We start from the raw sequence: 25,191 nt of genomic DNA on the forward strand, positions 1-25,191 counted from the left end.
ATTCGCATCCGATATTCGAACAGACGTAGCATTATCGTGTGCCCAAGAACAGCCCCGCCTTCGACTTCCCGCAGGACTTGCGGGACGCCCAGCTCTCCCTCCACCAGACCCGCGCCGCTTACGAGCAGTACGCCACCACCCTGCCGTGGTCGGCGGGGCCCATGCCGGGCTGGGAAGGAGAGAAGCAGCTCCACTCCTCCTACCGGTCCGGGAAACCGGACAGCCCGGGATACACGGAGGAGCAGGCCTCGGAACTGGCCCGGTTCCAGGATGAGCTGCGTCGGCTGAGCATCGAAGTCACGACACACCCGTACTGGTCGACGCTGGACAGCGGTGTGGTGGAAGCGCGGATGGCGCTCAAGCACGCCCACGAGGAGTCCGAGGACCAGGCGGCGTAGCCGTGGCCGACCCCGAAGCGATATCCCGCCTGGACAAACTGCGGCTAGTGCTCGTGCTGGTGAGATCGGTGTTCCACAGGTCCGCGCAGCGGTCGAGCAGGTCCCCGGCCGCCACCTTCACATCATTGGTGAGCGGCCGGTCCGCGAACTCCCCTTCGAGCAGGGAATCGGCCAGCGCGAATGCCCGCCCGACCGGCAGACCGGGATCGGGCCGCAGATCACGCAGGCGCAACGCCCTTACGGCGGATACGAGTTCGCAGGCGACGACCTGCCGGTAGGCGCCGCACACGCGCAGCGTCTGGCGGGCTGCCAGCGAGGCGAAACTCGCCTGCTCCTCCACACCCCTGGACAGCACGGCGTGGCCGAGCGAGGCGGGCGCGGCGTACGCCCGCAGATCTCCGAGGGCGGCTCCGGCTGCGTACTCCAGGATCATCACACCCGAGGAGGCGGGTTCACCGTCGGCGAGGAAGGGCTTCAGCCGGGTGAAGGACGGCTCGTTGAGCGCCGAGAGCCGGGAGGTCGAGAGTCGCGCGACCTGCACGACAGCGAGCCTGAAGTGGTCCAGCGCCAGCGCGAGTTGGGCCATGTAGAAACCGCCGTGGTGGTAGGCGGCGGGGCTGTCGTTGAGACCGGCGTCCGAACAGATCAGCGGGTTCTCGGCAGCGGCGTTGATCTCGACGGCGAGGACCCGTTCGAGCGCGTCGGCGGCGTCCTGCGCGGGCCCGTGGATCTGCGGCAGGCAGCGGAAGCCGTACGGGTCCTGGATCCGGCCGAGCGGGGGTCCCGGGCGGTCGGGGGCACCGAGCAGCTGCCGCATCCGCGCCGCGACCCGGTACGAGCCGGGGTGCGGACGGGCGGCGTGGACCGGTTCGGCGTAGGCCTCGTACGATCCGTCGACCGCGAGCAGTGAGAGCGCGGCGACCACCTCGGTGGCGGTGACGAGCCGGCGCAACTCGTCGAGCGCAAGGGCGGCCTGACCGAGGGTGAGGGCGTTGCTGCTGATCAGGGCGAGGGCGTCGTTGTTGTCGAGCGGCTGGGGTTCGGGGGCGGCACCGGGCCCTTGCCAAGGGTGTTCCCCGGCGAGCGCGAGGCCGGCCTGGGCGAGGGCGGCGATGTCCCCGGTGCCGACCGAACCGAACTCGTTGATCACCGGGTGCGCCCCCGCTTCCAGCGCCTCACAGAGCGCGGTGACGACGGTGGGCCGCAGCCCGGCGCCTCCCGCGAGCAGCTGATTGGCGCGTACGGCGAGCATCGCGCGGACCTCGCGGGCCGGCAGCGGTTCGCCGATGGCCCCGGCGTGGCTGCGCAGCAACCGCAGCCCGTGGTCGGCGGCGGCCTCGGTCGGGACCTCCTCGTTGCGATTGGCGCCGACCCCGGTGGATCGCCCGTACACCCGCCCGGTCGCGGCGAGCTCCTGGGCGGCCGCCCAGGAGCGGTCGACCCGCTTCATCGCCTCGGCGCCGGGCGCGGGGTGGGCGGCGCCGCGGGCGATCCGGACGACATCGGCGACGGGGAGGGTCTCTCCGTCGAGCTCGACGATGGAGACGGCGTGGTCCGCGGCCCATCCACCGAAGGGCGAGGAGTCCATCATGTGAGACGACATCATGCGCATACACTCCTCATCCGGACACTCGATCCTGCTTTTCGGGCTTCTGTCACCAGTGTTTTACCCCGAGGCATTGACAATCTATTCAGCCAACGAGAACTCTGCATGACTATATGCAGCCGGGGCAAGGGACGACTGATGATCAAATTCGACGCAGTGAACAAGCGCTTCCCGAACGGCACGACAGCAGTTCATGAGCTCAGCCTCACCATGCCGGAGGGCGGCATCACGGTCCTGGTCGGTTCGTCCGGCTGCGGCAAGACCACCACTCTCCGGATGATCAACCGGATGGTCGATCCGAGCTCCGGCACAATTACGCTCGGCGGCCGGAACATCCTCGAAGCGGACGCCGCCGAGCTCCGGCGAGGCATCGGTTACGTCATCCAGCAGGCGGGACTCTTTCCGCACCGCACGATCCTCGACAACATCGCCACGGTCCCCCTGCTGCTGGGCCACGGACGCAAGCGCGCCCGGGCCCGCGCGGCCGAGCTGCTGGAGACGGTCGGGCTTCCGGCCGACGCCGCCAAGCGCTACCCGCACCAGCTCTCCGGTGGCCAGCAGCAGCGCGTCGGCGTGGCCCGCGCGCTCGCCGCCGATCCGCCGGTCCTGCTGATGGACGAGCCGTTCGGCGCGGTCGACCCCGTCGTGCGAACCCAGCTCCAGGACGAGCTGCTCCGTCTCCAGCAGGAGCTGAACAAGACCATCGTCTTCGTCACCCATGACATCGACGAGGCGGTACGGCTCGGCGACCGGATCGCCGTCTTCCGTACCGGCGGCCATCTCGTTCAGTGCGCACCGCCCGCCGAACTCCTCGCCCGCCCGGCCGACGACTTCGTCGCCGACTTCCTGGGAGCCGAACGCGGCCTGAAACTGCTCTCGTTGAGCACGCTCGCGGATCTCCCCCGGCAACCAGCGACAACGGTGCGGGCCGACGAAACCGCCCCCGCCGGGCGCACCGACTGGCGACTGGTCGTCTCCGCCAAGGACGAACCCCTCGGCTGGCTCGACCCGGCAACCACCCCGCCGGGCCGGGCAGGAGACGCCGCGCTCCTCCCCGTACGGCCACTGCGCGACACGGACTCGCTGCTCTCCGCGCTGAACGAATCGGTCGCCTCACCGGCCGGACTGATAGCCAGGATCGACGACGACGGCGTCCTGACCGGGGTCACCGCACGCGAGGCCGTGCACGCACGGGCGGGCGCCGCCCACTCCGCAGCGGTCGAGCCTCCTCGGCCCGCGACGGTCCCGGTCGGAAAGAGCAGCGCATGACCATCGACTGGTCGTGGATATCCGACCACGCGAGCGACCTCGCCACGCTGACCGTCTCCCACCTCCAGGCCGCCCTGACCGCCGTACTCCTTGGCCTGCTGATCTCGCTCCCGCTGGCCGTCCTCGCCCACCGGGTACGCCCCCTGCGCGGCTTCCTCCTGGGGCTGTCGAACATCCTCTTCACGATCCCGTCCATCGCGGTCTTCGTGCTCCTGCTTCCGGTCTCCGGCCTCACCCGCACCACCACGGTGATCGGCCTGACCGTCTACACACTGGTCGTCCTCCTCCGCAACACGGTCGAGGGCCTCGACTCCGTCCCGGCGCGCACCCGCGAGGCCGCCAAGGCGATGGGGACCCGCCCCCTGCGCGTCCTGTTCACCGTCGAGCTCCCCCTCGCCCTCCCCGTGATCATGGCGGGCGTACGGATCGCCACGGTCATGTCGATCTCGCTGGTCAGCGTGGCCACGTACATCGGCGACGGCGGTCTCGGCCAGCTCTTCACCGACGGGTTCCAGCGCAACTTCCCCACACCGGTGATCGTCGGCATTGCCCTGACCCTGCTGCTCGCACTGGTCGCGGACGCCCTGCTGGTCGCCGTGCAGTACGCGCTCACCCCCTGGAAGCGGAAGAGGGCCTGACATGTACGAACTCTTCGCGGACCTCGGCACCTGGCTGACCGCCGCCGAGCAGTGGCAGGGCCCGGACGGCATCGCCCACCGCCTCACCGAGCACCTCCAGTACTCGCTCCTCGCCACCCTGATCGCGACGGTGATCGCCCTCCCGATCGGTCTGCTCATCGGCCACACGGGGCGCGGCGCCTTCCTCGCCATCAACCTCTCGTCGTTCGGCCGGGCGCTGCCCACAGTCGGTCTGGTGGTGCTCGTCTTCCTGGCCAGCGGGCTGTCGATGACCCCGGTGTACGTGGCGCTGGTCGCGCTCGCCGTCCCGTCGATCGTCACCAACACCTACGCCGGCATGAGCGCCGTCGACCCGGAGGTCAAGGACGCCGCCCGCGGCCAGGGCATGCGCGGCCACCAGATCCTGTGGCAGGTGGAACTCCCCCTCGCCCTTCCCCTGATCATGACCGGCCTGCGCCTGGCCCTGATCCAGGTCGTCGCCACCGCCACGGTCGCCGCGTACGTCAGCTTCGGCGGCCTCGGCCGGTACGTCTTCGACGGCCTGGCCCAGCGCGACCTCGTCCAGGTACTGGGCGGCGCGGTCCTGGTGGCGGTCGTGGCCGTCGTCCTGGACCTGGCCCTGTCCGGGCTGCAGCGCATCCTCTTCCGTCACCGCACCGCCTGAGGAGACCACCCATGACCCGCACTCCCCGCAGCACCACCCGCCGATCCCTGCTGGGCGGCTTCCTCGCCGCGGCCGCAGTCCCCGCACTCGCGGCCTGCAGCAGTGGCATCACCTCGCTGGACGGCCAGGGCGGCGGAGGCACCGGCGGCGGCTCCAGCGCCGGCGGCATCACCATCGGCACGGCCAACTTCACCGAGAACCAGGTGCTCGGTTACCTGTACGCCGAAGCCCTGCAGGCCGCCGGGGTGAAGACAAAGGTCCGCGCCAACCTGGGCACCCGCGAGATCCTCATCCCCGCACTCGAGGGCGGGGACATCGACCTGCTCCCCGAGTACCAGGGCGCCCTCCTGCACTACCTCGACCCGAAGGCGAAGGCCACCGAGGAGGGCGAGATGCAGAACGCCCTGGCCATCGCCCTCCCCAAGGGCCTCCAGATCCTCCCGTACGGCATGGCGGAGGACTCGGACGCCTTCGTCGTCACCCCGGGCACCGCCAGGAAGTACGGCCTGACCTCCCTCGCCGACCTGGCGAAGCAGAACGGCAAGCTGGTCATCGGCGCGGCCCCCGAGGTGAAGAAGCGGGCGGTCGGAGCGGTCGGCCTGAAGGACGTGTACGGAGTCGAGTTCAAGGAGTTCAAGTCGCTGGACTCCTCCGGCCCGCTGGTCAAGGGAGCCCTGAAGAAGGGCGATGTGGACGTCGCCAACCTCTTCACCACCGACACGGACATCACCGCCGAGGGCTGGGTCGTCCTCACCGACCCCAAGAACCTGATCCCCGGCCAGCACGTGGTCCCCCTGATCGCGGACCGCGCCGCGGACTCCACGGTCCGCAGGGCACTGGCCCGCCTGGGCGCCACCCTCACGACAAAGGACCTCACGGAGCTGAACCGCCTGGTGGACAAGGACAAGAAGGACCCGGAGGACGTGGCGCACGACTGGGCCACGGCGCACGGTCTGGCAGAGAAGTAAGAGAAAAGGAGCAATCCCCGACGGCCGACTCCCTCGTCGAGCGCCGCTCGATCGACGTCGTACCGGACGACGAACGGCACGGTACCGCGTTCTCCCAGTTCACCCTCTGGCTCGGAGCGAACCTCCAGATCACCGCGGTGGTCAGCGGCGCCCTCGCAGTCATTTTCGGCGGCGGCGCCTTCTGGTCCCTGATCGGCCTGCTGGTGGTCAACCTGCTCGGCGGAGCGGTGATGTCGCTGCACTCGGCGCAGGGCCCCAGGCTGGGCCTGCCCCAGATGATCTCCAGCCGGGCACAGTTCGGGGTGCGGGGCGCGGTCGTGTCGCTGCTTCTGGTCGTCGTGATGTACGTCGGTTTCTTCGCCAGCGGCAGCGTGCTGGCCGGCCAGGCGGTCGGCGAGCTCGCCCACCTCGGGCAGACCCCCGGCATCCTCGTCTTCGCCGCGATCGCTGATGGCGGCGATCGGCTACCGGGTCGTCCACATCCTGGGCCGGGTCGCCAGTGTGGTCTGCGCGCTGGCCTTCATCTATCTCGGTATCCGGTTGCTGGACCGGATCGATCTCGGCGCCGCCCTCGCCGACCGCGCCTTCGACCTGCCGATGTTCCTGCTCGCGGTGTCGATCGCAGCGTCCTGGCAGCTGGCGTTCGGGCCCTACGTCGCCGACTACTCGCGCTACCTGCCGCGCCGTACGAGCTCCCGCGCCACCTTCTGGTGCCTGCCAGGTCGGTCGTCCAGCCCCACTCGGCCGGGGCGACGCCGTGGCGCTCGCCTGTGGCCCACAGGGCGGTGAGCAGCTCGGCGGCGTGCTCCAGGACGCTCGGCACGTACAGGGCTCGACGGTACGAGACCGCCGCCGGGCGAATCGTCGTCAAGCCCGGCTGCGACCTCAAAGAACCCCATCCCCTGTGGGCGGACCCCGTCCGGACCGAACGCCTCAAGGATGAGCTGGACGAGCTGCACCGCGCACAGCTCCGCCTCGCCGACGAGGTCCTGGTCGTCGGCGACTACATCGGGGACTCCACCCGCTCCGAGATCCGCTATGCCCGCACCCTGGGTAAGCCGGTTCGCTTCACGCACCCCGAGGTGGACCCGAACCCCGCCCCGCTGCCGGTCACCCCGTACCTGCTTGCGCTCACCGGGTCGGGCGGCACGGTCGCGCTGCCGGCCGTGGAGCCGGTGCCCGGCCTGCACGTCTACGAACTGCCGGTGGAACACCGCGAGGAGGGCGACGGCGTCGCCAACCCGTGGCGGCTCGGCCACCACTCCGGCAAGGCGCTGGCCGCATTCCCTTCCCGGGACGACGCGCTCCGCGCCGCCCGCGAGGTGGCCGACCTGACCGACTGGACCCGGTCGGCCGAGGACCTCCGCACGAACGCGGACCTCGACCTGGAGGAGTACGTCGACCGCATGGAGACGCGCACGAACGGCCTGTTCATCACCTCGAAGAAGGAGGTGGCGCTGTGACGCTGCACGATCCCGTCCAGGTCGCGGAAGACCTGTGGCACGGCACCGGCAACAAGGACGACGACGCCCTGCCCTCGTACACCGAGACCGACGCCGACGGCGCTGTGCTCGTCTACCACGGCACCGGGCACCTCGACCTGGAGGCGACCGCCGAACTGGCCTCGCAGGACGGGCCCGACGAGAAGGACGAGGAGACCGCGGGCTTCCTGGTCGTCCCGCCGCTCGACCTGATGCCTGGCACGCTGCTGGTCGCGGTCGGCCCCGGTGCCTCGGCAAGTCGACGTACGTCGACACCGCGGCGGTCGACGTCGTGGTCTGCCTCGACTCCCTGCGCCAGGAGATCGGCGGCGATTTCTCTGTCAAGTTCACGGAGCTGACCACCTCTGAACCGAACCAGGGAGCCGCCTACGGCCCTCGACGCTCAGGGGCGCATTCGCGTGGGGCATTCGTCGTCCTCTCGAAGTCGGACGACGGCAGGCGCGACACCTATCGTGCGCGCCTGCTGCATTGCGGCCTTTCAGTCCCTCGGTGCGATGCGGATACGGTTCCCGTCAGGATCGGCTGCGAGGAAGGTCAGCCCGAACCCCGCATCATGAGGCTCCTGCAGGATCGTGACGCCCTTGGACTGCCACTGCTTGAAGATCGCGTTGACCTCGTCGGGCCCACTGTCGATGGCCAGACACACCTCACTGGTACGCGGGACGTCCGCTGACAGATCCTCGAACTGGCCGGACCACACAGCGAGGTCAGCACCTGGCCCGAGGTCGAAGGTGATGTATCCCGGAGTCTCGAACGACGGGCTCATGCCGAGGAGGTCTCCGTAGAAACGCGCTGCGGCGGGAGCGTCGTTCACGTAGACGATGGACACGACGGATGTGGTCATGGTTCTTCCTTCTCGCAGGTCGTGGGTATGCATCCGCCAGCCTGACCGGGATATGCGCCGCATCATGTCGCAATTCCTGAAAAGCTTGGTGTGTGACCCCAGACCGCTTCTTCTCCCTGATGCTGCTCCTGGCATCGAGGAATGCCGTGACCACACAGGAACTTGCCTCGGCGCTGGGGGTGTCCCTTCGAACCGTCACCCGGGACCTGAACTGGCTCCGCGACGCCGGTCTGCCGGTGACCGCGCAACGGGGCCGCCTCGGAGGCGTGACCATGTTGCCCGGGTCCGGGCTTGACCTCACGCGACTCACACCGGGCGAGCGTGATCACCTGTCGCTCACCGGACTGGATGAGAAGCAACGTGCGGAGCTCAACGCATCCGTCGAAAGCCAGCGCGCGCTCTCCAAGATCGCCGCTGCACAGCCACGTCAAGTTCAAGAGCTCCTGCCGCTCACCGACGTAGTGCACGTGGACAGCCGTCCCTGGCTCCAGGCCCCTACTTCCGGCACGACTCCGGCTTCACTGATCGGCGCAGTGCGGCGTGGTCGCCGGCTACGGATCGAGTACGACAGCCCACGCGAGTCATGCCCACGCGACCTGGTCGTGGATCCTTACGGGCTGTTCGCCAAGGCCGGCATCTGGTACCTCATCGCCGACTGTGCCCGAGTGCCACGGATGTACCGACTCGAACGGATCACGACGTGGAAAGAAGTCGACCAGCCACGACGGATCCGCGAGAGCCAGACCCTGGCCACCGTCGCTGCAGCGCTCATTGATCAGTGGGAACACAGCCACGCGATAGAGGTCAGCGCCACCATCGACCAGACCCAGATCGAGCGAGCGCAACGGATCTTTGGCCAACGACTCGTCCCGGACGACCATGAAGAATCCGCCACCGGCTGCAAGGTAACGATCCGCTTCCTGCATCTGGAGGACGTGCGAGCACTACTGCCGTTCGGGAGCGCCATCACTGTGCACGGCCCCACCGAAGCCAGGGCTCACCTTCGCGACCTAGCCACTAATCTTGCCCACCACTATGCGCCGTCACCAACGTCCTGATCCGCAACAACTACTGATCACACCAGCTCGGAGAGCAAGGGCGATGCCGGGTGGCGCCTTCGAGTTTCTCGCAGAGCCCCTGGCTGCAGCTCTCAGGCAGGGGCTGCTCCTCACCGCTCGAATTTGGTGTCGGGTCGCCTGCTTTCCGGGTGGGAGACCTCTGGTTGACGCTGAGAGGGCAGCGGACGGAGCACGGCCGTGCGATCTGTCAGCTGCTGTTGGTTCTCGGTTGTCGCTTGGTGCAGAGCGCCGATGAGGGCTTCGAAGTCGGCCTTGAGGTCGGCGATCTCCACGGCGTCAGCAGCACGGAGCTCTTTGAGCCGGCGGACCTGCTTGCGTAGGCGCTGTTCGCTGTCCGGGGTGTCGCCGCGGGCGCGGACCTTGTCGTAGAACTCCTTCTTCAGGTCGGTGTGCCGCTGGGTGAGTGCGTTGCGCGGGACACCGGCCTCGAGGGCGAGGGCGACGATCGTCAGCGCGCCGTTGCAACGCTCTGGCGTTCCGCCCAGGATGCGGTCCATCGCGGCACGGATGAGGTCGCGCTCGTTCGGGGCGGGGCTCATGACGTCGGCTCCTGGAGGTCGATGCGGCCGTGGTGGTGGCGGTCAGCCAGGTCACGGAGGTGGTCGGCACGCCGGGTGAGCCGGTCGGCGAGCGGGCCGGGCACTGCCTCCGAGGTGGCCTGCTTCTCTAACGCCTTCGCGTGCTGCACGAGTTCGTCAGCGTGGCGGTCGGTCCGAGCGATGTTCGCGCAGGTCGGCTGGCATCGGTCCAGGCTCGGGGCGTCGGTGTCATCGAGCCGGTGACACAGGGCGCGGTCGCGGTTGTAGACGCACATCAGGAACGAGCGCGGATTGTCGTAGACGGTCAGGGCCGGGTTGCCCAAGATGTCCCGCGCCTGCCGGTAGGTGCGGATGGACCCGACGAACGTGGGGGCCTGGGCTGCGGCGTGGATCGCTCGCCGGGCGGCCGGCCCTGAAATCCCGGTTCCGGCGGCGAGCTCGTCGTGGAGGGTGGTGAGGGTGTCGGCGGTGGCCCGGGCGGTCTCGATGTCGAGCAGCGCGTGGATGCCGCCACGGCCGCGCGCTGATGGTGGAGTCGGGTATTGGAACTCTCCGAATGCCTGCTGGATGAGGTCGGCGTTGCTCGCGGCGGGGGTGCCGTCCGCTTTCGGAGCTCACTGAGGTCAACAGCGTTGGCCGCGAGGGTCCTTGGTATGTGGCGTGCCGCTTTGCCGATCAACGGCGGCCGATAGAGGCGGCGCGAAGATCCGAGCCACGGTCCACCTCCTTGAACAGTGCCGCAGCTCGCACTGCGGTGCCCAAGGCCCAGCCCCCGGTGCTGAACAGTCCCAAGACCACAATGCCCAGGCCCAACCCGACCACCATCCACCACACTCCGCGCTCCGTGCTGCTGAACGTTGTCCCACCGCGAGGCAAGGCCGACCCCACGATCGTTCCGGAGATCGCGACGCCCAGGGTGGTGCCGGTCTGCCGGCCAGCGGAGGCCAACGAGGTAGCCACTCCGGCCATCGAGCGGGGCATTCCGGAAACCGCTGTGTTGGTGATCGGCGGGTTGACGGTGCCCAGGAAGATGCCGAACAGTAGGTAGATCGAGAGCACGGTCGGCAGAGGGGTGGCCGGTCCGAGCCAGACCGACGCGCCGCCGCCCAGCGCCAGCACACCCCCGGCGAGCACCAGCGGCAGCCTGGGACCGTGTGTGACGACCAGCCGTCCTGTGAACGGGGAGAGCACAATGACCAGCGCCCCGACGGGGAGCAGGCATAGCCCGGTCGTCAGCGCCGACATGCCGCGCACGTCCTGCAGGTACTGGGTGGTCACGAACAGAAACGCGCCGAACCCACACAGTGCGAAGAGCGCCATCAGGATCGCCGAGCTGAACGGCACGCTGCGAAACAGGCGTAGCTCCAGCAGCGGGTCGACGCGGCGTGGTTCGTAGCCCAGGACGCCGAGCACGCCGAGCACAGCCACAGCGAGCAGGCCCAGGATGACTGGTGAGGACCAGCCCAACTCCTTGGATTCGGTGATCGCAAAGACGACGCTGCCGAGGACCAGGATCGTCAAGATCTGGCCCACCGGGTCGAATCGGCGCGCCCGGGGGGCGCGGGACTCGGGTACGAACAGTGTGGTGAACACGATCGCGGCGGCCACGATCGGTACGTTGATCCAGAAGACGGAGTGCCAGCCGAGGCCATCGACCAGGGCACCGCCGATGATCGGACCGAGCGCCAGAGACAGGCCGGTCATCGACCCGAACACGCCGATCGCCCGGGCCCGTTCAGCCGGGTCGGAAAACGTGTTGGCGACGATCGCCATCGCCACCGGGTTGAGCATCATGCCACCGACGGCTTGCAGCGTACGCGCCACGATCAGCCAACTGATGCTCGGCGCCAGGCCGCACAGCAACGAGCCGAGCCCGAAGGCGGCTAGGCCGATCTGGAACACGCGCCGACGGCCGACGCGGTCCGCGGTGGACCCGGCCAGCACCAGGAAGCTGGCCAGCGCCAGGGTGTAGGCGTCGACCGTCCACTGCAGGCCGGACACTGAGGCGTGCAGATCACGACGAATCGACGGTAGCGCGACGTTGACGATGGAGATGTCCATCACCACGACGATCACGCTGGCGCAGCAGATCGCGAGCACCAGGAGTCGACGGCGAGGACTGAGTACAGGTATGGGTTCGGGCATGTCCGGGACGCTAAGCTTTAGAGCGTGGTCGAAGTCAACCAACAACTTCCCGAGCCCGTGCCCGAGACGGGGCTGAGTATCGCCGAGGCTGCTCGCCGTACCGGAGTGAGCACGCACACCCTGCGCTACTACGAACGCGCCGGCCTGGTCGTCACCCCCGTCGACCGCACCCACGGCGGCCGGCGCCGCTACCGCGAGTTCGACCTGGAGTGGATCACCATCTGCACCAGGCTCCGGGCGACCGGCATGCCCATCAAGGGCATCCGCCGCTACGCCGAACTCGTCGCGGCGGGCCGAGGCAACGAAGACGAGCGATTGGACTTGCTTGAATCGCATCATGACCAGGTGCTCGCCAAGATTGCCGAACTCCAGGAGAACCTGAAACTCATCGCTCGCAAGGTCGACGTCTACCGAGGCCGACTCGACGCCGGCGACGCCGACCAGCTATGGGCGCCCAACCGCACACCGGCTGCCCGCTGAGTAGCCCCTCCGAGCGGGCCCGAAATCACCGGTCATCGCCTGGTTCCGCGGAAGCACGCCTTGGCGTGCCGCCGCCGTCAACAACGTGCTGTCCCGTAGTACCTAGATCTGACAAGCAGAGGTCCCGTCATAGATAATCGCAGATCGCTATTCCGTTTCCGTGACGCCGTTGCGACGGCTGACGTCGGCGGCGTAGGCGGCCCAGTCCCCGCCTGATGCCTGTTGCCACTGGACGGCGACTTTGATGTGGACCCCGAGCATCCGGGCGAGGATCGCGGCGGGCACTTCGGTGGCGAGGGTGAACAGCGCGGTAGAGCGGTCCTGCTTGGGCCGGATCCCGATCTTGTGGAGGCGCTGGCCGATCCGGTCGTCGCCGAGGGGGCGGCCCGGCTGGCCTCCGGGGAAGAGCCAGGGAGCGTCCTCCGGGGTGCCGATCTTGGCCTTGCCGCGGCGGGTCGCGACGAGTTCGCGGACCAGGCTGGCCAGCGGTGCGGGGAGGACGACCGGCGACGTGCCAAACGTGATGGAGACGGTGTCGCCGTCGAAGTCGACGTCATCGACGGTGAGTTGGCTGATGGTGGCGATCTTCTGTGCGTAGAGGATCAGCAGCAGTCCCGCGACGCGGTCCGGGGTCGGCAGCGTGTCGTCGCTGAGGAGGCGCCGGGCGTCTGCCCATCGTTTCTCGCTGTCGATGGTACTGAGCGGGCCTGTCCAGCGGACGGTGCCGTAGGTCAGGTCGCGGGCGTGCCGGTGCTGTACCGACCAGCGGACAAAGTGGCCGGTCTCGTCGGGGTAGCTGACCGTGGGGTCGGCCATCCAGCGTTCCAGGTCCGTCTGAGTGCAGGTCTTCAGTGTGAGCCCTTCGTCGCCGAGCCAGTCGAGGAAGTTGTTTGCCGCGGTGACGTGGCAGCGCACGTTCAGGTCCTGGAGCCGGGTGGTGTGGTCTTCACCGAGGCGGCGCCGGAGCCGGCGCATGTGGTGCCAGACCGCGTAGCCGTGCAGGATTCGCCGTTCGGCGAGATCGGTGCGGGCCTGGACCGTCGCGGTGATCCATTTCTCCAGGGCGACCAGCCGTTCGTCGCGGGGCGGCAGGGCGCCGGTCGCGACCAGGACACTGCGCAGGTGGGCCAGCACCTTGCCCGGGGGCAGTTCGTCGAAGACCTCGTGTGTAACGGGCCGCTCGTCGCGGCCTATGCGTTCCAGGAGGTCACGGGCCTTGGAGCGGGAGACCCAGGCGAAGGCGACGTCGGGGCGCTCGGCGCTCGTCAACGCCTCGTGGAACGGGGCGAGTTCGGGGCGGATGGCTCCGTCCGGGCCGCCGAGGAGGTCGCATACTTGCTGGTCGAGGACGCATCGCTGGCAGGGGCGGGTGCTGAGCTGCCAGGTGATGGTGCAGACCGGGCAGCGGCCCCAGAAGTCCGGGTCGGGGTTGGTGCACTTCGCGCACAACGGCTCCTCCCAGGTTCCGCTGCGGGCCTGGGCGACGGTGCCGCAGCTGCTGCAGGCCACCCATCGCTGCTGGCAACGGTCGCACCAGGGCTGGCCGGTAGCCCGGGACATGTCGCAGAGCGCCGTCCCCCCGCAGATGCCGCACTCCGCGGTAATCCTCGGCCGGCAGTTCTGGCAGCGTGGGCCATCAGGCAGCCGGTTCGCGACGGGCTTGCGTCGGCCGCAGCCGACGCACTCCTCCAGGTTCTCGGGCTGTCTGATCATGCAGTTCGGACACAGCGGTCGGCCCTCGGCGTCGCGGGGGGCGGGTTCGCGCACGGCGCCGCAGCCGAAGCAGGGGACGGCTGCGTGGTGGGCGAAGCAGGCCCGGCAGATCCTCTTGCCGTCCAGCAGTTTGGATAGCGCCTTCACTCCGTGGCAGCGCGGGCAGGCCGGTCGGACGACCTTGGTCGCCCCGGCCTTGACGAGCTCTTCGACGAACCGCAGGGCGGCCGGGGTGGGAGCTTCGTAACCGGCGCCGGTCAGCAGCTCGGGACGGGCGACCACGGCCCACGCCAGGCGGCGCTGGCCGGCGGGCCGGACGGTGGCCCGCCCGAGGGCAGCCAGGACCATGTCGTCGTTGAGGGCGGGATCGAGGCCCGTGACGAGTTTGGTGAGTTCCTGGAGCGGATCGCCCTCGGTGTCCGGGCAGTTCGCGCAGCGGGGCTCGCCGTGACGGTCCCTGCTGACGACGCGTCGCTCTTCATGGCATCCCGCGCAGATGGCGGGCTTGCCGAAGCAGCGCGAGCAGCCCCAGTGCCCACCTTTGCTGCTGCCGACGTAGCCGCATGCGCGGCCGCACTCGCCGCAGCGGGGCAGCGCGACGTTCTGGGCGCCGGCCTCGTTCAGGGCCATCAGCAGTTTTGCGACGCAGTAGGGCGCCGGTGGCTGTCCGGTCCGCAACAGTGACGGGTCGTCGTGCAGTGCCTGGGCGAGGCTGCGGCGGCCCGATCGTGCGCGTACGACCGTGAGGACGATGTCGCGGACGCGCTCGGCGTGGCTCGAAGCCGTCGAGCTCGGACATCTCGACGAAATGGGCAAAGTCGCAGGGCGCCTGGGGCAACACAAAGCCCGTCGGCGCCGCGTTCCTGTGAGCTGCGGCCTTCCCACCCCGTGACTGCTTCGTCCAGGACGTCTTGATCCACTGCGCCGTGACTTCCACTGCACCGCCCTCCGCCAGGAGCCTAGGATCAACGTTCCGTTGACGTCACCCCAATACCGGCAGGACTACCTGATCAGGGTCGTAGCCGTCATGCCGCTTCGGCACATTCGTCGACGAAGGCGCAGAGCCGACGAATGAGGCTCAGGTAGGTGCCAGGGGCAGTGGTGGACTGCATGTGGGATGCACCCTCGAGCCACTGTTGCCACAAGCCGCCCGGCATCAGGAAGCGGGCCGCTTGATCACCTCTGAGATTCAGACCGATGTACAGGAGAGCGCCCATAGCCACGGCCTGGTCGTACGCGAGGTCAGGACAGCGAAGGTAACGATCAAGGTAGGAGGCCAGCAGCTCGGCGTCACGCGGCGTTCCAAAACTGGCCAAGGCCACGCAGTAAGCCAGACCAACACAGCAGACTTCGCTGGCCAGCAGGAGCTCGCCGAGGCGCTCACGGAACTCGGTCCGGCGGGAGACAGCCACGAGCCACGCCGCAGTTCTCCGCTCGCGCCACCCGCCCTCAAGGAGGGTGGCGATCTCGTTTGCGGTGATGACTCCTGCGTCCTCACTTAGCTGTTGCAGGAATCGGTCGTACTCAGGACCATGCATGCGCAGCAAGCTGCCGCTGAGCTTCATGTAGCGCCGCTCGGGCGTGACATAGCGGCGAACCAGGGCCAGCAGTTCGGGATCCTCGTGGGCATGGCGCATCACAGGACCGATCCTGCCTCTCGGGTGCGCGACGAGACCACCCCCTTTTGACGTTGCGCCACTTGCCGACGAGGGGCGCGGTCCGGGGACATTGTGTTCTGGGAAGTATGCGGAGAGGCGACGAGGGCAGGATTCGAACCTGCGTCCACCCGGGATCAGAGCCGGGCGCTCCTCCGCAGAGCTTCCTCGTCGCCACCGTGATCATTGCTTGAGCCGCTGTGTGGGTCAACTGATTTGCAGGGACGGACACACGCGGGAATTGCCGCCGGTCACGTCCACTCCTGAGCGGCAGCACGCTTTCCCTTGCCGGAGAAGACTCCTGCCGAACGGAGAGCGCTGGCCATAAGCGGGTCGGCGACGGCGACTCCGTGTACCAGCTCGGGTGTCCGCCGGAAGACGACGGCCTCAGCCGCTGGCCTGGGAGCAGTCCAGGCACCAGCTATCGGGGCCACCCGATGCCGGGCGCAAGCTGCTTCGACGAGCGAACGTGGGCATTCCTTCTCACCCCGGAGTACTTCCCAGGGCAGAGGAAGGTCTGCCCAGACGTAGGTGTCCGGGTGCAGCCCGCCGCCGCTCATGCGGTGCCAGTACGCCATGTCGGCCGCCATCAGGCGGGGCACCTTGCCAGGGCAAATCCGATCCAGGATCTCGTCCTGCCCCAGCTCGGTTAGCAGCGCGAACCAGTGGGCCCGGGCCGTGTTCCATGCCTGTGCGGCCTGGTTCCACGTCGACGAGTCGTTGCCACGGCGCACGATCATCGTGTCGCGTTCCAGCGGATGCCGGTTCCAGGCGTCCTCCAGTAGATCGGCGACATGGCGCAGGAATCCGTTCCACCGAACCAGTAGCTGGGTGAGGTCCTGGTCGGACACATGGGCCAGCACTTCAGCTGTGGGGTGCACATGCGCGACCGCGTACCAGCAGGCCCTCTCGGGGAGATTCCTCAGGCGCTGGAACAGGGCCTCGGCGACCTCGTCGTAGACCTGACGCTGCCGACCGTTGGTGAAGACGCTGCGCATGTAGCCGCGCGCCGTGATGTAGGCGATGAAGGCCGCCGTGTCCGGGTCTGTGGCGAACAGCTCGTACGGCAGGACGTGGGCGAGGGCACCTTTGCCGGTGATGGCCACTTCGCGTCGGCGCTGCTCGTGGATGAGCCGGGCCAGTTTGGCTTCCATCCGGCGCAGTAGTCGGAAACGCTTGTTGTACTGGCGTTTGGAAATCTCCCCGAGGCCTGCCGCCGTGCGCTCGGTCCGGTTGAGGCGGTCCATGCCGAAGTCGTTCTGCCCGTACGAGCGGCCGATCTCTTCACCCGCTCGCCGGATCACCACCTCGATCTGGGCTGGATCATCCCCGGCGTTGTCCGGAAGGTCCGGCACGCTCATGAACAGGTCTGCTGCTCGGGCAAGCTGGCGCTGTGCGCCAACCGGACGGGCGAACTCCTCCCGCATGGAGGTATAGCCGTGCCAGAGGTTGCGCAGCGAGTGCTCAGCAGCCTTGGCGAGCGCAGCCTCGGTCGCTGTATCGAGGTCAGTGCCCTGGGCGGCGTACAGATCCTGGATGAGTCGGGCCACATCTTCCGGACGCTTGCGCAGTGTGAGCGAGGCGTGCAGTTCACGGAGGAGCTGTTCGAATGTGGGCGACGGCATGAGTCTCACCTTGTCATCACCACGACCGGGCCTCCACTGCTTATCCGCACGTCGCAGTCACAGAGCGAGCTACGGAGCGTCTCGGCGTACTCCTCGATGGCCGACCTTGAATCCGAACTGCCTCGCCGCTCTGCGTTGCTCGCGCCCAGGAATACGACAGCTCCGGAACAAATGCGCTGCGCCAGTACCGCTCAAGACCTTGGAGGCTTCGACGGCACGCCCGCCGACCCCTCCACCTTCACCGCTCCCCCAGCCAAGCACCTGCTTGCCACCTGATCCGAGAGGACACCAGCCCATGAGCATCGCCGCTCTCGCCTTCGCCTTCACCGAGCCCGACCGGCCCAACAATCTCCAGATCAGGTTCGTCACAGTCGGCGGCTCGTACGTTGACGTCACCGGCCCCGGCCGCTCCTCCGACAAACACCGCTGGGACTGCCGCGGCTGCAAGGACACCTCGCGGTTCCCGGAGGAGAACTACCTGTGGGAAATCCGCGAGAGCGCCAACGAGCACGCCGGTATCTGCCGTACCATCCCGCTCACCTGATGCGGCCCCGAAACGCCCTGCTGCTGGCGGCCGCCGTCCCGGTCACGCTCACCGCAGCCGCCGTCGCGCTCAAGGCCGGGCACTGGCGGCTGTACGCCGACCGGCACCAGATCGAGCTCACCGCCTGGTGACCGCCCATTCAGCGATCTCCGTGATCACTGGACAGGCCAGCTGCAGCCGCCCAGAAGAAGACGTGCCCGCACGAGGGGGATGGCATTCGCGAGCGTTCGACGAGGACGATCAGCGCACGGCGCAGTTCCGTGCCCAGTCGGATGAGCTGGAGGCTGTACTGCCCACCCCTGTAGGCGTACAGCCGGAAGACCTTGACGGCCAGTTCGTCGCGGCCGTCGGCGAAGGTGTCCGGGAGTCCGGCGAGCAGCTCGAAGTCGCCTTTACCGGTCGCCGCGTCAGCCACCGCGCTCAGAGGTAGGACGTCAAGTTCTGCGGCAGATACGGAAGTGTCGATCGCGACGGCATGGGCGGCCAAGGCCGCAAATACCTCGATCAGCCGCTCGCCTTCCACGATGTTGATGCCCCAGGCCCCCAGGTGCTCGTGGCGGCGGCCTTGGCGCCACGCCTCCTGGTCCACCACCGGCAGCAGGACACGGCCCAGGTGTACGCAGCGACGCCACAGCAGGTCGTGATCGGAGGCCACAGTCGATCCTCCCTAGGTGAGTGGAACACATGGGGCCGAGGACCAGCCCGACCGCCGCAGGCCCTCCAACTTCCCACTACGCGCAATGCACGTACAGACCGGAAACCAAGATCCCCGACAGCGTCAGGCACTGATGTGGCACTAGCACGACACCGGAGAGTCCCTCGCCTGCGGCGTCCTGCGGCGGGCCACGGCGTTCGTCGATGGCCTGCACACCTCGTCTGCGACGGATGTCGTGGCGTTCACGCACCACACCGCGATCCTCGCGCTGCGCGCGGTCCTGGAGCGCCGGCCGGTGACCGAACTGGTCGACGAGGCCCGTGTGCGCAAGACACCGAAGGGTGACTCAAACCGCTCGTAGCTGCTGCTGTCTGCCGCTGTTGATGTCAGATGCGGATGTCAGGCGCGGGCTTGATCCATGTACCCGTCAACTCTTCGCGCCTACAGCACGGTTGGCATGCCGGGCATGCCGCTGCGGTTGCTCAACGTGATCTCCGTCACTCAAAGATGATTGAAGGCGGGACAATTATGCAGGTGTATCCCGCTTTGCGGTAGGCGGCTCGACCTCCTCCCCGGCCTGAGTCACAGCGTGGCCTCTTATGGAAACTGCGCGTGACAGTACGATTTGTCGGGCGTCGCGTGTAGATCACGTGAAGCTTTCATGGGGAATGCGGGCGGGGTCATCTGGTCGACTGGTTGGTACGACCGTGATCTTCGCCGTCCGCAATGGAGTAAGGGGGGACATCATGTACGGACTTGCGAGTATCGGTCTGTCCACCGTTGTGTACGGGGCGCCCTGTACGTCGCTCTGACGCGCTGCACTCAGTCACTCCGGATCTTCCACCATGCCGCGCTGCCCACGCCCTTGACCGGGGGCGAATCACTCTCACCGTCGACCAACACAGCCCCTGTGCCTGAGGAGACGACTCCCGCCGTGATCTCGGAACCGGCCACCGCACCCCTTTCCGAGACCCCGCCGATTCCATCTCAGAACGACTCCGCAGGAAGCACCTATGGGGAAGCATCGAAGATCGGGCCTGAGGCCCGCCGAGATCCGCAACGTGATCGCCCTGATACCGGCCCACAACGAGGCCAACGCCATCGCGGACTCCATCCAGGGGCTGTACGGGCAGATCGTGCCCCCGCGGCAGGTCATCGTGGTCGCGGATAACTGCACCGACACCACCGTGGCCATCGCGGACTCCCTGGGGGCCGAGGTCTTCGAGACCCAGGGCAACCGACACAAGAAGGCCGGAGGGCTGAACCAGGCCCTGGCCCGCCTGCTGCCCTATCTGCACGACGACGACGTGGTCCTCGTGACGGACGCGGACAGCACCCTGGACCCCGGCTTCGTGGCCTGTGGGGTGGAGCACCTCGCGAAAGGCTACGGGGGAGTGGGCGGCACCTTCCGGGGAGGACCAGGCGGGGGCTTCGTGGGCCACCTCCAGCGCAACGAGTACGCCCGCTACTCGCGGGACGTGAAGCGCCTGGGCGGCAAGTGCCTGGTGCTCACCGGCACGGCGGCCATGTTCCGGGTGCAGGTGCTGCGGCAGATCTCCCAGGCCCGCCTGGAGGGCCGTCTCCCGGCCGGGGACGGGCTCGGGGGCATCTACGACACCTCGGTGCTCACCGAGGACAACGAGCTGACCTTCGCGGTGCTGCACCTGGACTATCAAGTGCTCTCGCCGGAGGGCTGCACGCTCACCACCGAGGTCATGCTGACCTGGAAGGCCCTGTGGGACCAGCGACTGCGCTGGAAGCGGGGAGCGGTGGAGAACTGCGTCCAGTACGGCCTGACGCGCATCACGTGGCGCTACTGGGGCCGTCAGCTCCTGAGCATGGTCGGCGTCCTCGTAACCGCCGTGTACCTGGCGACCCTCGCCTACGCCCTGGCCTCGCACTCGTCCCACGTCAACGAGTTCTGGCTCTGGGTCTCGCTCGTCTTCGTGATCGAGCGGGTTGTGACCGTACGGGAGCTCGGCTGGAAGCGGATGCTCCTCGCCGCGTCCATGTACGAGCTGCTCTTCGACTTCCTGCTCCAGGCCTGCCACGCCAAGGCGTACCTGGACTCCGTGTTCCGCCGTGAGCGCGCCTGGTAGCAGGTCGCTTCAGAAACTGTCAGAGATCATTTGGGAGGGACCCTTGTACAACAACCCTGCAACGACTGTGGGCGGTGGGGCGTTGGCCTCTACCGGTATCGGACTGATGACCAGCGTGTGGCTGGGCCTGACGGCCTTCGCCCTGGTGGCCCTGGGAACCGCTGTGATGCGGATAGTGCCCCGGGGCCGGAGCCGCTCCTGATCGTGATCCGCAAGACGGCCGTGGTGGCCCTCCTGCTCCTGGGAGTGGCCACCATGGCCGCCTGCCACGGCTCCGAGCACGCGCCGAACCCGAAGGACACGGTGGCCGTCCAGAGGCTGGAGGGGCGATGAACAGCCGAGCACTACCTGCAAGTCTGTTGGTGGGGGCGACGGGTGCGCCCACGGCCGTTCACCTGCGTTCATGGGCGGACGAGTGCCCAGGCGGTCTCCGCCGATGACGGCGATGAACGTAGCTGAATGAGAAGGAAACTGAGACGGCCTGGCACCGGGCCAGACCGTCCCTACCTGGTGCAACCTTCTGATCCGTAGCTCTATGTGGATCGGCCAGGGAGGGGCATACAGGCTGCGACGGATGTGCTGGGAGCCGGCGGCGGACGCTGCTGGTTGCTGGGGTTGCTGTACTTCGCTGCTGTACGGCAGCCTTCATGCCGTGGACGTGAACGAGTTCTTATCCAGGCCCCTGGTGGCAAGGGTAGCCAGCAACGGTCCCGAGGTCAGGCCAGTGTGGTTCCTCTGGGAGGAGGGGGCATTCTGGTGGCTGACTGGCTCCTACTCGCGCATGGAGTTGATTCTCGCCGAGGACCCGCGGGTGGCGCTCGTGGTCGATACCTGTGACCTCTCCGCGAGTGAAGTGCTTTCGGTGACGTGCCAAGGCGTGGCAGATGTTGTGCCGCTCGACCGGACCAGAGCAGTGCGGAAGCTGACCCGATACCTCGGCCCTGAGAACCTGTGGCCAGTGCGCTTCTCCGCGCCTCTGGACGACCCCAAGACCAAGATGATTCAGTTCGTGCCCGATCGTCCGCCCCGACTACGAGACAGATCTTGGTGAGGTGCCAGCCTGCTTCTGCACGTGCCCACACGGTCGGTGGAGTCTCAATGGGCCAGTCAAGCACCATCGAGTGGGAGCAGTAGCCGCTCTACTGATCAACCCTTCCGCTGACCAGCGGACCTGAAGAAGCCCACGGCTCTGACCAGTTCAGATGCCGTGGACTTCTGTCGTTGTTGGTCGGCGTCGGCTGACCTCGCACGGCCCTGAGACGGCCCGATCGGCCGGGCTTACAGGGTGACGGCGATGCCCAGCATGATGGCCATGAGGGTGAGGACGAAGACCATGCTCTGCCAAGCCTTCGGCGGTTGTACGGGCTGTCCGGAACGGGCCTGTTCCATCATGCGTCTGATGTAGCCCGCGAAGACGACTCTCGTCAGGGCTAGGCCGAGCATGGCCGCCGTGTACAGCTGCAGCGGGGTGTTTCCCTCGATGCCCCGCGCCGCCGAGCCCAGGGCGATGCTGAGCCCGGCACCCAACGGGGGCAGGATCGCCTTCCACCTGTTCTTCTTCTCAAATATCAGGGCTCGGAACGCCACTGCTGCCGCGGTGCCCGCCACGAAGGCGGCGATCCACCAGTCGGTGCGGGAGAAATGGGAGGTCAGCACAGTAGGTCTCCGTTCGGTGCGGGCTTATGACCGAGTCAAGCCGGAGAGGCGCCATCCCTCGACAGGACAACGTTCCCTCCGGGCATAGGACTTGCAGTCCGGCCTCATCCTTATCAGGTCGGTCAATGGGCCCCCTGTACCACCGCAGATCCTGACCCGCACTGCGGCACCTGCCGTCTGAGTCCGGCGGGGTTCGCCAAGGATCGGACGTGTTGGTGTCAGCCGCTGATGTCATCGCCAAATGGCGCTCTTGACACGCTCTCGCTCGCCTCTTCTTCCTCGTCGCCACCCATGGCGACGAGCAAACGTTGACGCGCCTGATCCAGACGACCGGTGGGGTGAGTCAAGAACACCCCACCCTTCCTCGTCGTCCCACTCGCGGACAGTCGCAGTCACCATGGACGGAACCCTACGGCTTCCGCTGTGCAGACGCGTCTGGCACCTGAGCTTGGGAAGCTTGCCCTGAGCCCCGCTAGCCCCCGCCTGACCTTGGGCGATGCGAGCGCCGGACGCCCTTGCGTTGCGACCGGCAACCCGTCATGGACCGTGGTTTACCGCCCTACGTGGTGCCGAGGTGGTGCGCAGGTTGTGCGGGCCACAGATGGGGCCCAAGCCGCGCCTCACCCGCTTGGGAGGTCTGTTAGTGCTGGTCAGGGGTCCGTACCGGGGCGTTCATAGCCGTTCACGGCCGGTCTGAACATCGCTCCGCAAGGCGCTGAGTATGGCTATGAACGGCGCCGTACGGTCATGAAGGAGACGGGATCGGCTGGATTTGCGGACCCCGAGCGGCTACGGCTCGTCTGCCGATCCGCCACCGGACGCGCCGCCGCGTCCCATCCGCTGCACCAGCGGAACAACAGCGGCGACGACGCCGGCAGCCGTTCCGATAGGGGCCGCAAGACCCGGGAACGCCAGCACCAAGGCCACTACGGCAAGCCTGATTGCAGAGACGCTGGCCACGAGGAGCCCCTCCCTGCTCCCCATGGAGGACCGCGCCCGGCGAGTCCCGCTGGGTTACCCGGTGCGGCCAGTGTCTTTGCCTACTTTGAACGCCATGCTCAGACTCGGAGTCCTCACGGCCGCGACAGCGGCCGTCGCGACGGTCGTCGCCCTCCCCGGCCCCGCCTACGCCAAGCAGTTCGTCGCCTGTAGTTCCACAGCTCTCCGCAACGCCATCACCCAGGCCAACACCACCCCCGGCCCGGCGATCCTCCACCTCTCCAGAGGCTGCACCTACACGCTCACGGCCCCCGACAACCCTGGCAACGGCCTCCCGATCGTCACCAGCGAGATCACCATCTTCGGCAACAACAGCAACATCCGCCGCCAGTCCGCGACCGGCTTCCGCTTTCTCGAGGTCGGACCGACCGGCAATCTCACGCTCAACGACCTCACCCTTCGCGACGGCCGATCCGACTCCAGCGGCGGCGGAGCCATCCTCAACCTCGGCGGAACGCTCAGACTCAACACCGTCGAACTGACCCGGAACGTCTCGGACGCGGCAGGCGTGGGCGGGGCCGTCAACAACGCAGGCGGCACGCTCACCCCCCGCAACAGCACCGTGAGCTTCAACATCTCCACGAACAACGGAGGCGGCATCGCCTCGGACGGTACCGCGAACCTCTCCAACACCACCATCACCGGCAACACCGCCAGCGACAGCGCCGGCGGGATGGACGCCCGTGGCAACCTGACCCTCAGCAAGAGCCGGGTCACCGACAACTCCTCGGGTGAGGACGCTGGCGGCATCCTGGCGTTCGACGTCACGGGCACGGTCGGGGATACCCTCGTCCGCGGCAACACCAGCGCCGACCCCGGCCAGGCTGGCGGAGGCATCAATAGCAGTGGCAGCATGCTGACCCTCGAGCGGACCACCGTCTTCGCCAACCGCGCCGTCGAAGGGCAGGGCGGCGGCATCGCCGCTGACGCGGGTTCGAGCCTCACGATCCGCAACAGCTCGGTGACCAACAACTTCGCCGACGACGCACCGGGTGGCATCTTCAACAACGGCGGCACCGTCTCGCTGACCGCGACTCCGGTCGTGGACAACTTCCGGACCAACTGCGCTCCCAGCGTGGTCCCCGGCTGCACGAACTGACCGCCAGCCTGACGCCGCCCGGAATACCCCGTGGCTCCCTGCCCAATCTGGCGCGGTTGTGGCACGGGGAAAATCTGATCCGTGTATCGCGGTTACGGGGACCTGGACGCATAAAGGTCGGCGGAGCGGCGCGCCCGGACAAAGATGGTGACGCCAGAAGCCCCCAGGATGACCCTGGGGGGCTTTTGAGTATTCGGCAGGATCCGAATATGACCTGGGAAGCTCCGCCCCAGGTCAGTCCGCCGGGGTGTGCTGCGATGGGATCGGCGCTGAACCGCCCTCGTGAGGCCTGCCCACGGTCAGTGGGCAGTCGGGGAGGCTAAGCGCGGTAGTCGGCCGTTGAGCGAGCCACCCTGAGAGCCGATGTGACGGGCTCTCGGTCCTCACGTGCCTGAACCCGAGCCGTTCCCAGTAGAAGTGAAGGCCCTCGTTCGTCCGCCAGGTGTCTATGCGCACCCAATCGCGACCCTCCAGGGCGGCCAGTCTTGATGCCCAGTCGCGTCGACCAGGCGCACGGCGGCGATCGAGCCGTCAGCTGCGTAGGAGTACTCGACGAGGACCAGGCCGAGGACGTCCCCGGTGTCCGGGTCGACGTCGCAGAACGTCCCGGACACCTGGATGCTGCGGGAGTCGCCGCACGCGATCGTCCCGGCCGGGGGCGCACCGGCCGACACTGCTTCCTGCTGGTGTTGGCGGCCTTGGAGCGTGACCGTCCCGCCCCTAGGCCGTGGAAGGCCCGCGCAAGCCCCTGATCAAGTGCCACACGTCGTCAACCACTCGAACGTGTGGATTCAAGAGTGACCAGGCAGGAGGCTCTTGGCCCGGACGCCAGGGCCGTATTTACGTTCGAGAAATTCGCCCGTCCGGGGCCGTTACGGACCCGGATTCGGCGCGTTCTTAGAGCACCAGTACCAACCGGCCGCCCAGATGGAGGAACACTGTGAACGCTGAGCCCGCTCCCGCTCATCGCCCCGGATTCGAACAGCGGCGGTGGTCCCCGCTCGCCTCCCAGAC

General features: G+C 67.8%; 26 protein-coding genes, 1 tRNA gene and 3 pseudogenes. 17 read left to right on the forward strand and 13 right to left on the reverse strand.

The window, feature by feature from the left end:
- Positions 1-38: 38 nt before the first annotated feature.
- A complete protein-coding gene (locus ACFU8Q_RS04170; protein WP_384447470.1) occupies positions 39-398 on the forward strand; it encodes a hypothetical protein in 360 nt (119 codons plus the stop codon).
- On the opposite strand, the gene ACFU8Q_RS04175 is transcribed toward ACFU8Q_RS04170, so the two are convergent.
- The gene (locus ACFU8Q_RS04175; protein WP_384447574.1) at positions 358-2,001 is read right to left on the reverse strand and encodes an aromatic amino acid ammonia-lyase; all 1,644 of its coding nucleotides are present in this window, start codon (positions 1,999-2,001) and stop codon (positions 358-360) included. The two genes, ACFU8Q_RS04170 and ACFU8Q_RS04175, sit on opposite strands and share 41 nt — an antisense overlap.
- A 141-nt stretch (positions 2,002-2,142) precedes the next feature.
- Between ACFU8Q_RS04175 and ACFU8Q_RS04180 the strand changes: the two genes are divergently transcribed.
- The 7 genes and pseudogenes from ACFU8Q_RS04180 to ACFU8Q_RS04210 all read left to right on the forward strand — a co-directional run bounded on the left by ACFU8Q_RS04180 (position 2,143) and on the right by ACFU8Q_RS04210 (position 7,383).
- On the forward strand, positions 2,143-3,273 hold the full coding sequence (locus tag ACFU8Q_RS04180) for an ABC transporter ATP-binding protein (RefSeq protein ID WP_384447577.1): 1,131 nt from the start codon (positions 2,143-2,145) through the stop codon (positions 3,271-3,273).
- Positions 3,270-3,911 (forward strand): ABC transporter permease, encoded by a 642-nt coding sequence (locus tag ACFU8Q_RS04185; RefSeq protein ID WP_327245994.1) that lies wholly within the window; start codon positions 3,270-3,272, stop codon positions 3,909-3,911. Before ACFU8Q_RS04180 ends, ACFU8Q_RS04185 begins: the two co-directional genes overlap by 4 nt.
- Position 3,912: 1 nt before the next feature.
- Positions 3,913-4,575 carry an ABC transporter permease gene (locus ACFU8Q_RS04190; protein ID WP_384447473.1) on the forward strand — a complete coding sequence of 221 codons (663 nt, stop codon included), beginning with the start codon at positions 3,913-3,915 and terminating at the stop codon, positions 4,573-4,575.
- An 11-nt stretch (positions 4,576-4,586) separates the two neighbouring features.
- Positions 4,587-5,543 (forward strand): ABC transporter substrate-binding protein, encoded by a 957-nt coding sequence (locus ACFU8Q_RS04195; protein WP_383763061.1) that lies wholly within the window; start codon positions 4,587-4,589, stop codon positions 5,541-5,543.
- 50 nt (positions 5,544-5,593) lie between these two features.
- Positions 5,594-6,266: pseudogene (locus tag ACFU8Q_RS04200) on the forward strand (purine-cytosine permease family protein); the annotation flags it as partial.
- 119 nt (positions 6,267-6,385) lie between these two features.
- Positions 6,386-6,637, forward strand: a pseudogene (locus ACFU8Q_RS04205) (hypothetical protein); the annotation flags it as partial.
- Between the two features lie 365 nt (positions 6,638-7,002).
- Positions 7,003-7,383, forward strand: a complete 381-nt coding sequence (locus ACFU8Q_RS04210; protein WP_384447476.1) for a hypothetical protein — start codon at positions 7,003-7,005, stop codon at positions 7,381-7,383.
- A 140-nt stretch (positions 7,384-7,523) separates the two neighbouring features.
- Here the strand turns inward: ACFU8Q_RS04210 and ACFU8Q_RS04215 are convergent, their stop codons facing one another.
- Entirely contained in the window at positions 7,524-7,889 is a 366-nt protein-coding gene (locus ACFU8Q_RS04215) for a VOC family protein (protein ID WP_384447478.1), read from the reverse strand.
- A 92-nt stretch (positions 7,890-7,981) separates the two neighbouring features.
- Between ACFU8Q_RS04215 and ACFU8Q_RS04220 the strand changes: the two genes are divergently transcribed.
- Positions 7,982-8,947 carry a helix-turn-helix transcriptional regulator gene (locus ACFU8Q_RS04220; protein WP_384447481.1) on the forward strand — a complete coding sequence of 322 codons (966 nt, stop codon included), beginning with the start codon at positions 7,982-7,984 and terminating at the stop codon, positions 8,945-8,947.
- A gap of 110 nt (positions 8,948-9,057) precedes the next feature.
- Here ACFU8Q_RS04220 and ACFU8Q_RS04225 read toward each other — a convergent pair whose 3' ends face one another.
- The 3 genes from ACFU8Q_RS04225 to ACFU8Q_RS04235 all read right to left on the reverse strand — a co-directional run bounded on the left by ACFU8Q_RS04225 (position 9,058) and on the right by ACFU8Q_RS04235 (position 11,652).
- Positions 9,058-9,507 carry a hypothetical protein gene (locus ACFU8Q_RS04225; protein ID WP_384447484.1) on the reverse strand — a complete coding sequence of 150 codons (450 nt, stop codon included), beginning with the start codon at positions 9,505-9,507 and terminating at the stop codon, positions 9,058-9,060.
- Positions 9,504-9,830 (reverse strand): hypothetical protein, encoded by a 327-nt coding sequence (locus ACFU8Q_RS04230; RefSeq protein WP_384447486.1) that lies wholly within the window; start codon positions 9,828-9,830, stop codon positions 9,504-9,506. The genes ACFU8Q_RS04225 and ACFU8Q_RS04230 overlap by 4 nt, the downstream gene beginning before the upstream one ends.
- A gap of 352 nt (positions 9,831-10,182) precedes the next feature.
- Positions 10,183-11,652, reverse strand: coding sequence for an MFS transporter (locus ACFU8Q_RS04235; RefSeq protein ID WP_384447489.1), 1,470 nt, complete (start codon positions 11,650-11,652; stop codon positions 10,183-10,185).
- Positions 11,653-11,676: 24 nt separating this feature from the next.
- On the opposite strand from ACFU8Q_RS04235, the gene ACFU8Q_RS04240 reads away from it, so the two are divergent.
- On the forward strand, positions 11,677-12,132 hold the full coding sequence (locus ACFU8Q_RS04240; RefSeq protein WP_384447492.1) for a MerR family transcriptional regulator: 456 nt from the start codon (positions 11,677-11,679) through the stop codon (positions 12,130-12,132).
- 147 nt (positions 12,133-12,279) lie between these two features.
- Here ACFU8Q_RS04240 and ACFU8Q_RS04245 read toward each other — a convergent pair whose 3' ends face one another.
- The 4 genes from ACFU8Q_RS04245 to ACFU8Q_RS04260 all read right to left on the reverse strand — a co-directional run bounded on the left by ACFU8Q_RS04245 (position 12,280) and on the right by ACFU8Q_RS04260 (position 17,125).
- Positions 12,280-14,661 carry a site-specific integrase gene (locus ACFU8Q_RS04245; RefSeq protein ID WP_384447494.1) on the reverse strand — a complete coding sequence of 794 codons (2,382 nt, stop codon included), beginning with the start codon at positions 14,659-14,661 and terminating at the stop codon, positions 12,280-12,282.
- Positions 14,662-14,870: 209 nt separating this feature from the next.
- Complete coding sequence (locus ACFU8Q_RS04250) at positions 14,871-15,482, reverse strand: DUF6000 family protein (protein WP_384447497.1); 612 nt, start codon at positions 15,480-15,482, stop codon at positions 14,871-14,873.
- A 118-nt stretch (positions 15,483-15,600) separates the two neighbouring features.
- A tRNA-Gln gene (locus tag ACFU8Q_RS04255) sits at positions 15,601-15,673 on the reverse strand.
- 78 nt (positions 15,674-15,751) lie between these two features.
- A complete protein-coding gene (locus tag ACFU8Q_RS04260) occupies positions 15,752-17,125 on the reverse strand; it encodes a hypothetical protein (RefSeq protein WP_384447500.1) in 1,374 nt (457 codons plus the stop codon).
- Positions 17,126-17,420: 295 nt separating this feature from the next.
- Between ACFU8Q_RS04260 and ACFU8Q_RS04265 the strand changes: the two genes are divergently transcribed.
- Both ACFU8Q_RS04265 and ACFU8Q_RS04270 read left to right on the forward strand, forming a co-directional pair.
- Positions 17,421-17,669 (forward strand): hypothetical protein, encoded by a 249-nt coding sequence (locus ACFU8Q_RS04265; RefSeq protein WP_384447503.1) that lies wholly within the window; start codon positions 17,421-17,423, stop codon positions 17,667-17,669.
- Positions 17,669-17,800: a hypothetical protein gene (locus ACFU8Q_RS04270; protein ID WP_384447505.1), complete on the forward strand. Its 132-nt coding sequence runs from the start codon at positions 17,669-17,671 to the stop codon at positions 17,798-17,800. The genes ACFU8Q_RS04265 and ACFU8Q_RS04270 overlap by 1 nt, the downstream gene beginning before the upstream one ends.
- 8 nt (positions 17,801-17,808) lie before the next feature.
- Here ACFU8Q_RS04270 and ACFU8Q_RS04275 read toward each other — a convergent pair whose 3' ends face one another.
- Positions 17,809-18,324, reverse strand: coding sequence for a hypothetical protein (locus tag ACFU8Q_RS04275; protein WP_384447507.1), 516 nt, complete (start codon positions 18,322-18,324; stop codon positions 17,809-17,811).
- Positions 18,325-18,559: 235 nt separating this feature from the next.
- On the opposite strand from ACFU8Q_RS04275, the gene ACFU8Q_RS04280 reads away from it, so the two are divergent.
- The 4 genes from ACFU8Q_RS04280 (at position 18,560) to ACFU8Q_RS04295 (ending at position 21,474) form a co-directional block, all read left to right on the forward strand.
- Positions 18,560-18,685, forward strand: coding sequence for a hypothetical protein (locus ACFU8Q_RS04280; RefSeq protein ID WP_384447510.1), 126 nt, complete (start codon positions 18,560-18,562; stop codon positions 18,683-18,685).
- 652 nt (positions 18,686-19,337) lie between these two features.
- Complete coding sequence (locus tag ACFU8Q_RS04285) at positions 19,338-20,423, forward strand: glycosyltransferase family 2 protein (protein ID WP_384447514.1); 1,086 nt, start codon at positions 19,338-19,340, stop codon at positions 20,421-20,423.
- A 204-nt stretch (positions 20,424-20,627) separates the two neighbouring features.
- A complete protein-coding gene (locus ACFU8Q_RS04290) occupies positions 20,628-20,756 on the forward strand; it encodes a hypothetical protein (RefSeq protein ID WP_384447517.1) in 129 nt (42 codons plus the stop codon).
- 319 nt (positions 20,757-21,075) lie between these two features.
- On the forward strand, positions 21,076-21,474 hold the full coding sequence (locus ACFU8Q_RS04295; protein WP_384447520.1) for a pyridoxamine 5'-phosphate oxidase family protein: 399 nt from the start codon (positions 21,076-21,078) through the stop codon (positions 21,472-21,474).
- A gap of 227 nt (positions 21,475-21,701) precedes the next feature.
- Here the strand turns inward: ACFU8Q_RS04295 and ACFU8Q_RS04300 are convergent, their stop codons facing one another.
- Both ACFU8Q_RS04300 and ACFU8Q_RS04305 read right to left on the reverse strand, forming a co-directional pair.
- Positions 21,702-22,079 carry a hypothetical protein gene (locus ACFU8Q_RS04300; protein ID WP_384447522.1) on the reverse strand — a complete coding sequence of 126 codons (378 nt, stop codon included), beginning with the start codon at positions 22,077-22,079 and terminating at the stop codon, positions 21,702-21,704.
- Between the two features lie 321 nt (positions 22,080-22,400).
- Positions 22,401-22,478: pseudogene (locus tag ACFU8Q_RS04305) on the reverse strand (cold shock domain-containing protein); the annotation flags it as partial.
- Between the two features lie 655 nt (positions 22,479-23,133).
- Between ACFU8Q_RS04305 and ACFU8Q_RS04310 the strand changes: the two are divergent.
- Positions 23,134-24,177, forward strand: a complete 1,044-nt coding sequence (locus ACFU8Q_RS04310; RefSeq protein WP_384447525.1) for a hypothetical protein — start codon at positions 23,134-23,136, stop codon at positions 24,175-24,177.
- A 446-nt stretch (positions 24,178-24,623) separates the two neighbouring features.
- On the opposite strand, the gene ACFU8Q_RS04315 is transcribed toward ACFU8Q_RS04310, so the two are convergent.
- On the reverse strand, positions 24,624-24,851 hold the full coding sequence (locus ACFU8Q_RS04315) for a hypothetical protein (protein ID WP_384447528.1): 228 nt from the start codon (positions 24,849-24,851) through the stop codon (positions 24,624-24,626).
- Positions 24,852-25,191: the final 340 nt, after the last annotated feature.

This window comes from Streptomyces sp. NPDC057543, from assembly GCF_042801895.1.
Taxonomy (GTDB): Bacteria; Actinomycetota; Actinomycetes; order Streptomycetales; family Streptomycetaceae; genus Streptomyces.

Excerpts from the sequence above, each read along its gene's own strand:
- ACFU8Q_RS04265 (WP_384447503.1), top strand. The coding sequence starts at position 17,421 with ATGAGCATCGCCGCTCTCGCCTTCGCCTTCACCGAGCCCGACCGGCCC.
- ACFU8Q_RS04175 (WP_384447574.1), bottom strand. The coding sequence starts at position 2,001 with ATGTCGTCTCACATGATGGACTCCTCGCCCTTCGGTGGATGGGCCGCG.
- ACFU8Q_RS04260 (WP_384447500.1), bottom strand. The coding sequence starts at position 17,125 with ATGCCGTCGCCCACATTCGAACAGCTCCTCCGTGAACTGCACGCCTCG.
- ACFU8Q_RS04190 (WP_384447473.1), top strand. The coding sequence starts at position 3,913 with ATGTACGAACTCTTCGCGGACCTCGGCACCTGGCTGACCGCCGCCGAG.
- ACFU8Q_RS04235 (WP_384447489.1), bottom strand. The coding sequence starts at position 11,652 with ATGCCCGAACCCATACCTGTACTCAGTCCTCGCCGTCGACTCCTGGTG.
- ACFU8Q_RS04185 (WP_327245994.1), top strand. The coding sequence starts at position 3,270 with ATGACCATCGACTGGTCGTGGATATCCGACCACGCGAGCGACCTCGCC.
- ACFU8Q_RS04310 (WP_384447525.1), top strand. The coding sequence starts at position 23,134 with ATGCTCAGACTCGGAGTCCTCACGGCCGCGACAGCGGCCGTCGCGACG.
- ACFU8Q_RS04250 (WP_384447497.1), bottom strand. The coding sequence starts at position 15,482 with ATGCGCCATGCCCACGAGGATCCCGAACTGCTGGCCCTGGTTCGCCGC.
- ACFU8Q_RS04180 (WP_384447577.1), top strand. The coding sequence starts at position 2,143 with ATGATCAAATTCGACGCAGTGAACAAGCGCTTCCCGAACGGCACGACA.
- ACFU8Q_RS04195 (WP_383763061.1), top strand. The coding sequence starts at position 4,587 with ATGACCCGCACTCCCCGCAGCACCACCCGCCGATCCCTGCTGGGCGGC.
- ACFU8Q_RS04270 (WP_384447505.1), top strand. The coding sequence starts at position 17,669 with ATGCGGCCCCGAAACGCCCTGCTGCTGGCGGCCGCCGTCCCGGTCACG.
- ACFU8Q_RS04285 (WP_384447514.1), top strand. The coding sequence starts at position 19,338 with ATGGGGAAGCATCGAAGATCGGGCCTGAGGCCCGCCGAGATCCGCAAC.
- ACFU8Q_RS04225 (WP_384447484.1), bottom strand. The coding sequence starts at position 9,507 with ATGAGCCCCGCCCCGAACGAGCGCGACCTCATCCGTGCCGCGATGGAC.
- ACFU8Q_RS04215 (WP_384447478.1), bottom strand. The coding sequence starts at position 7,889 with ATGACCACATCCGTCGTGTCCATCGTCTACGTGAACGACGCTCCCGCC.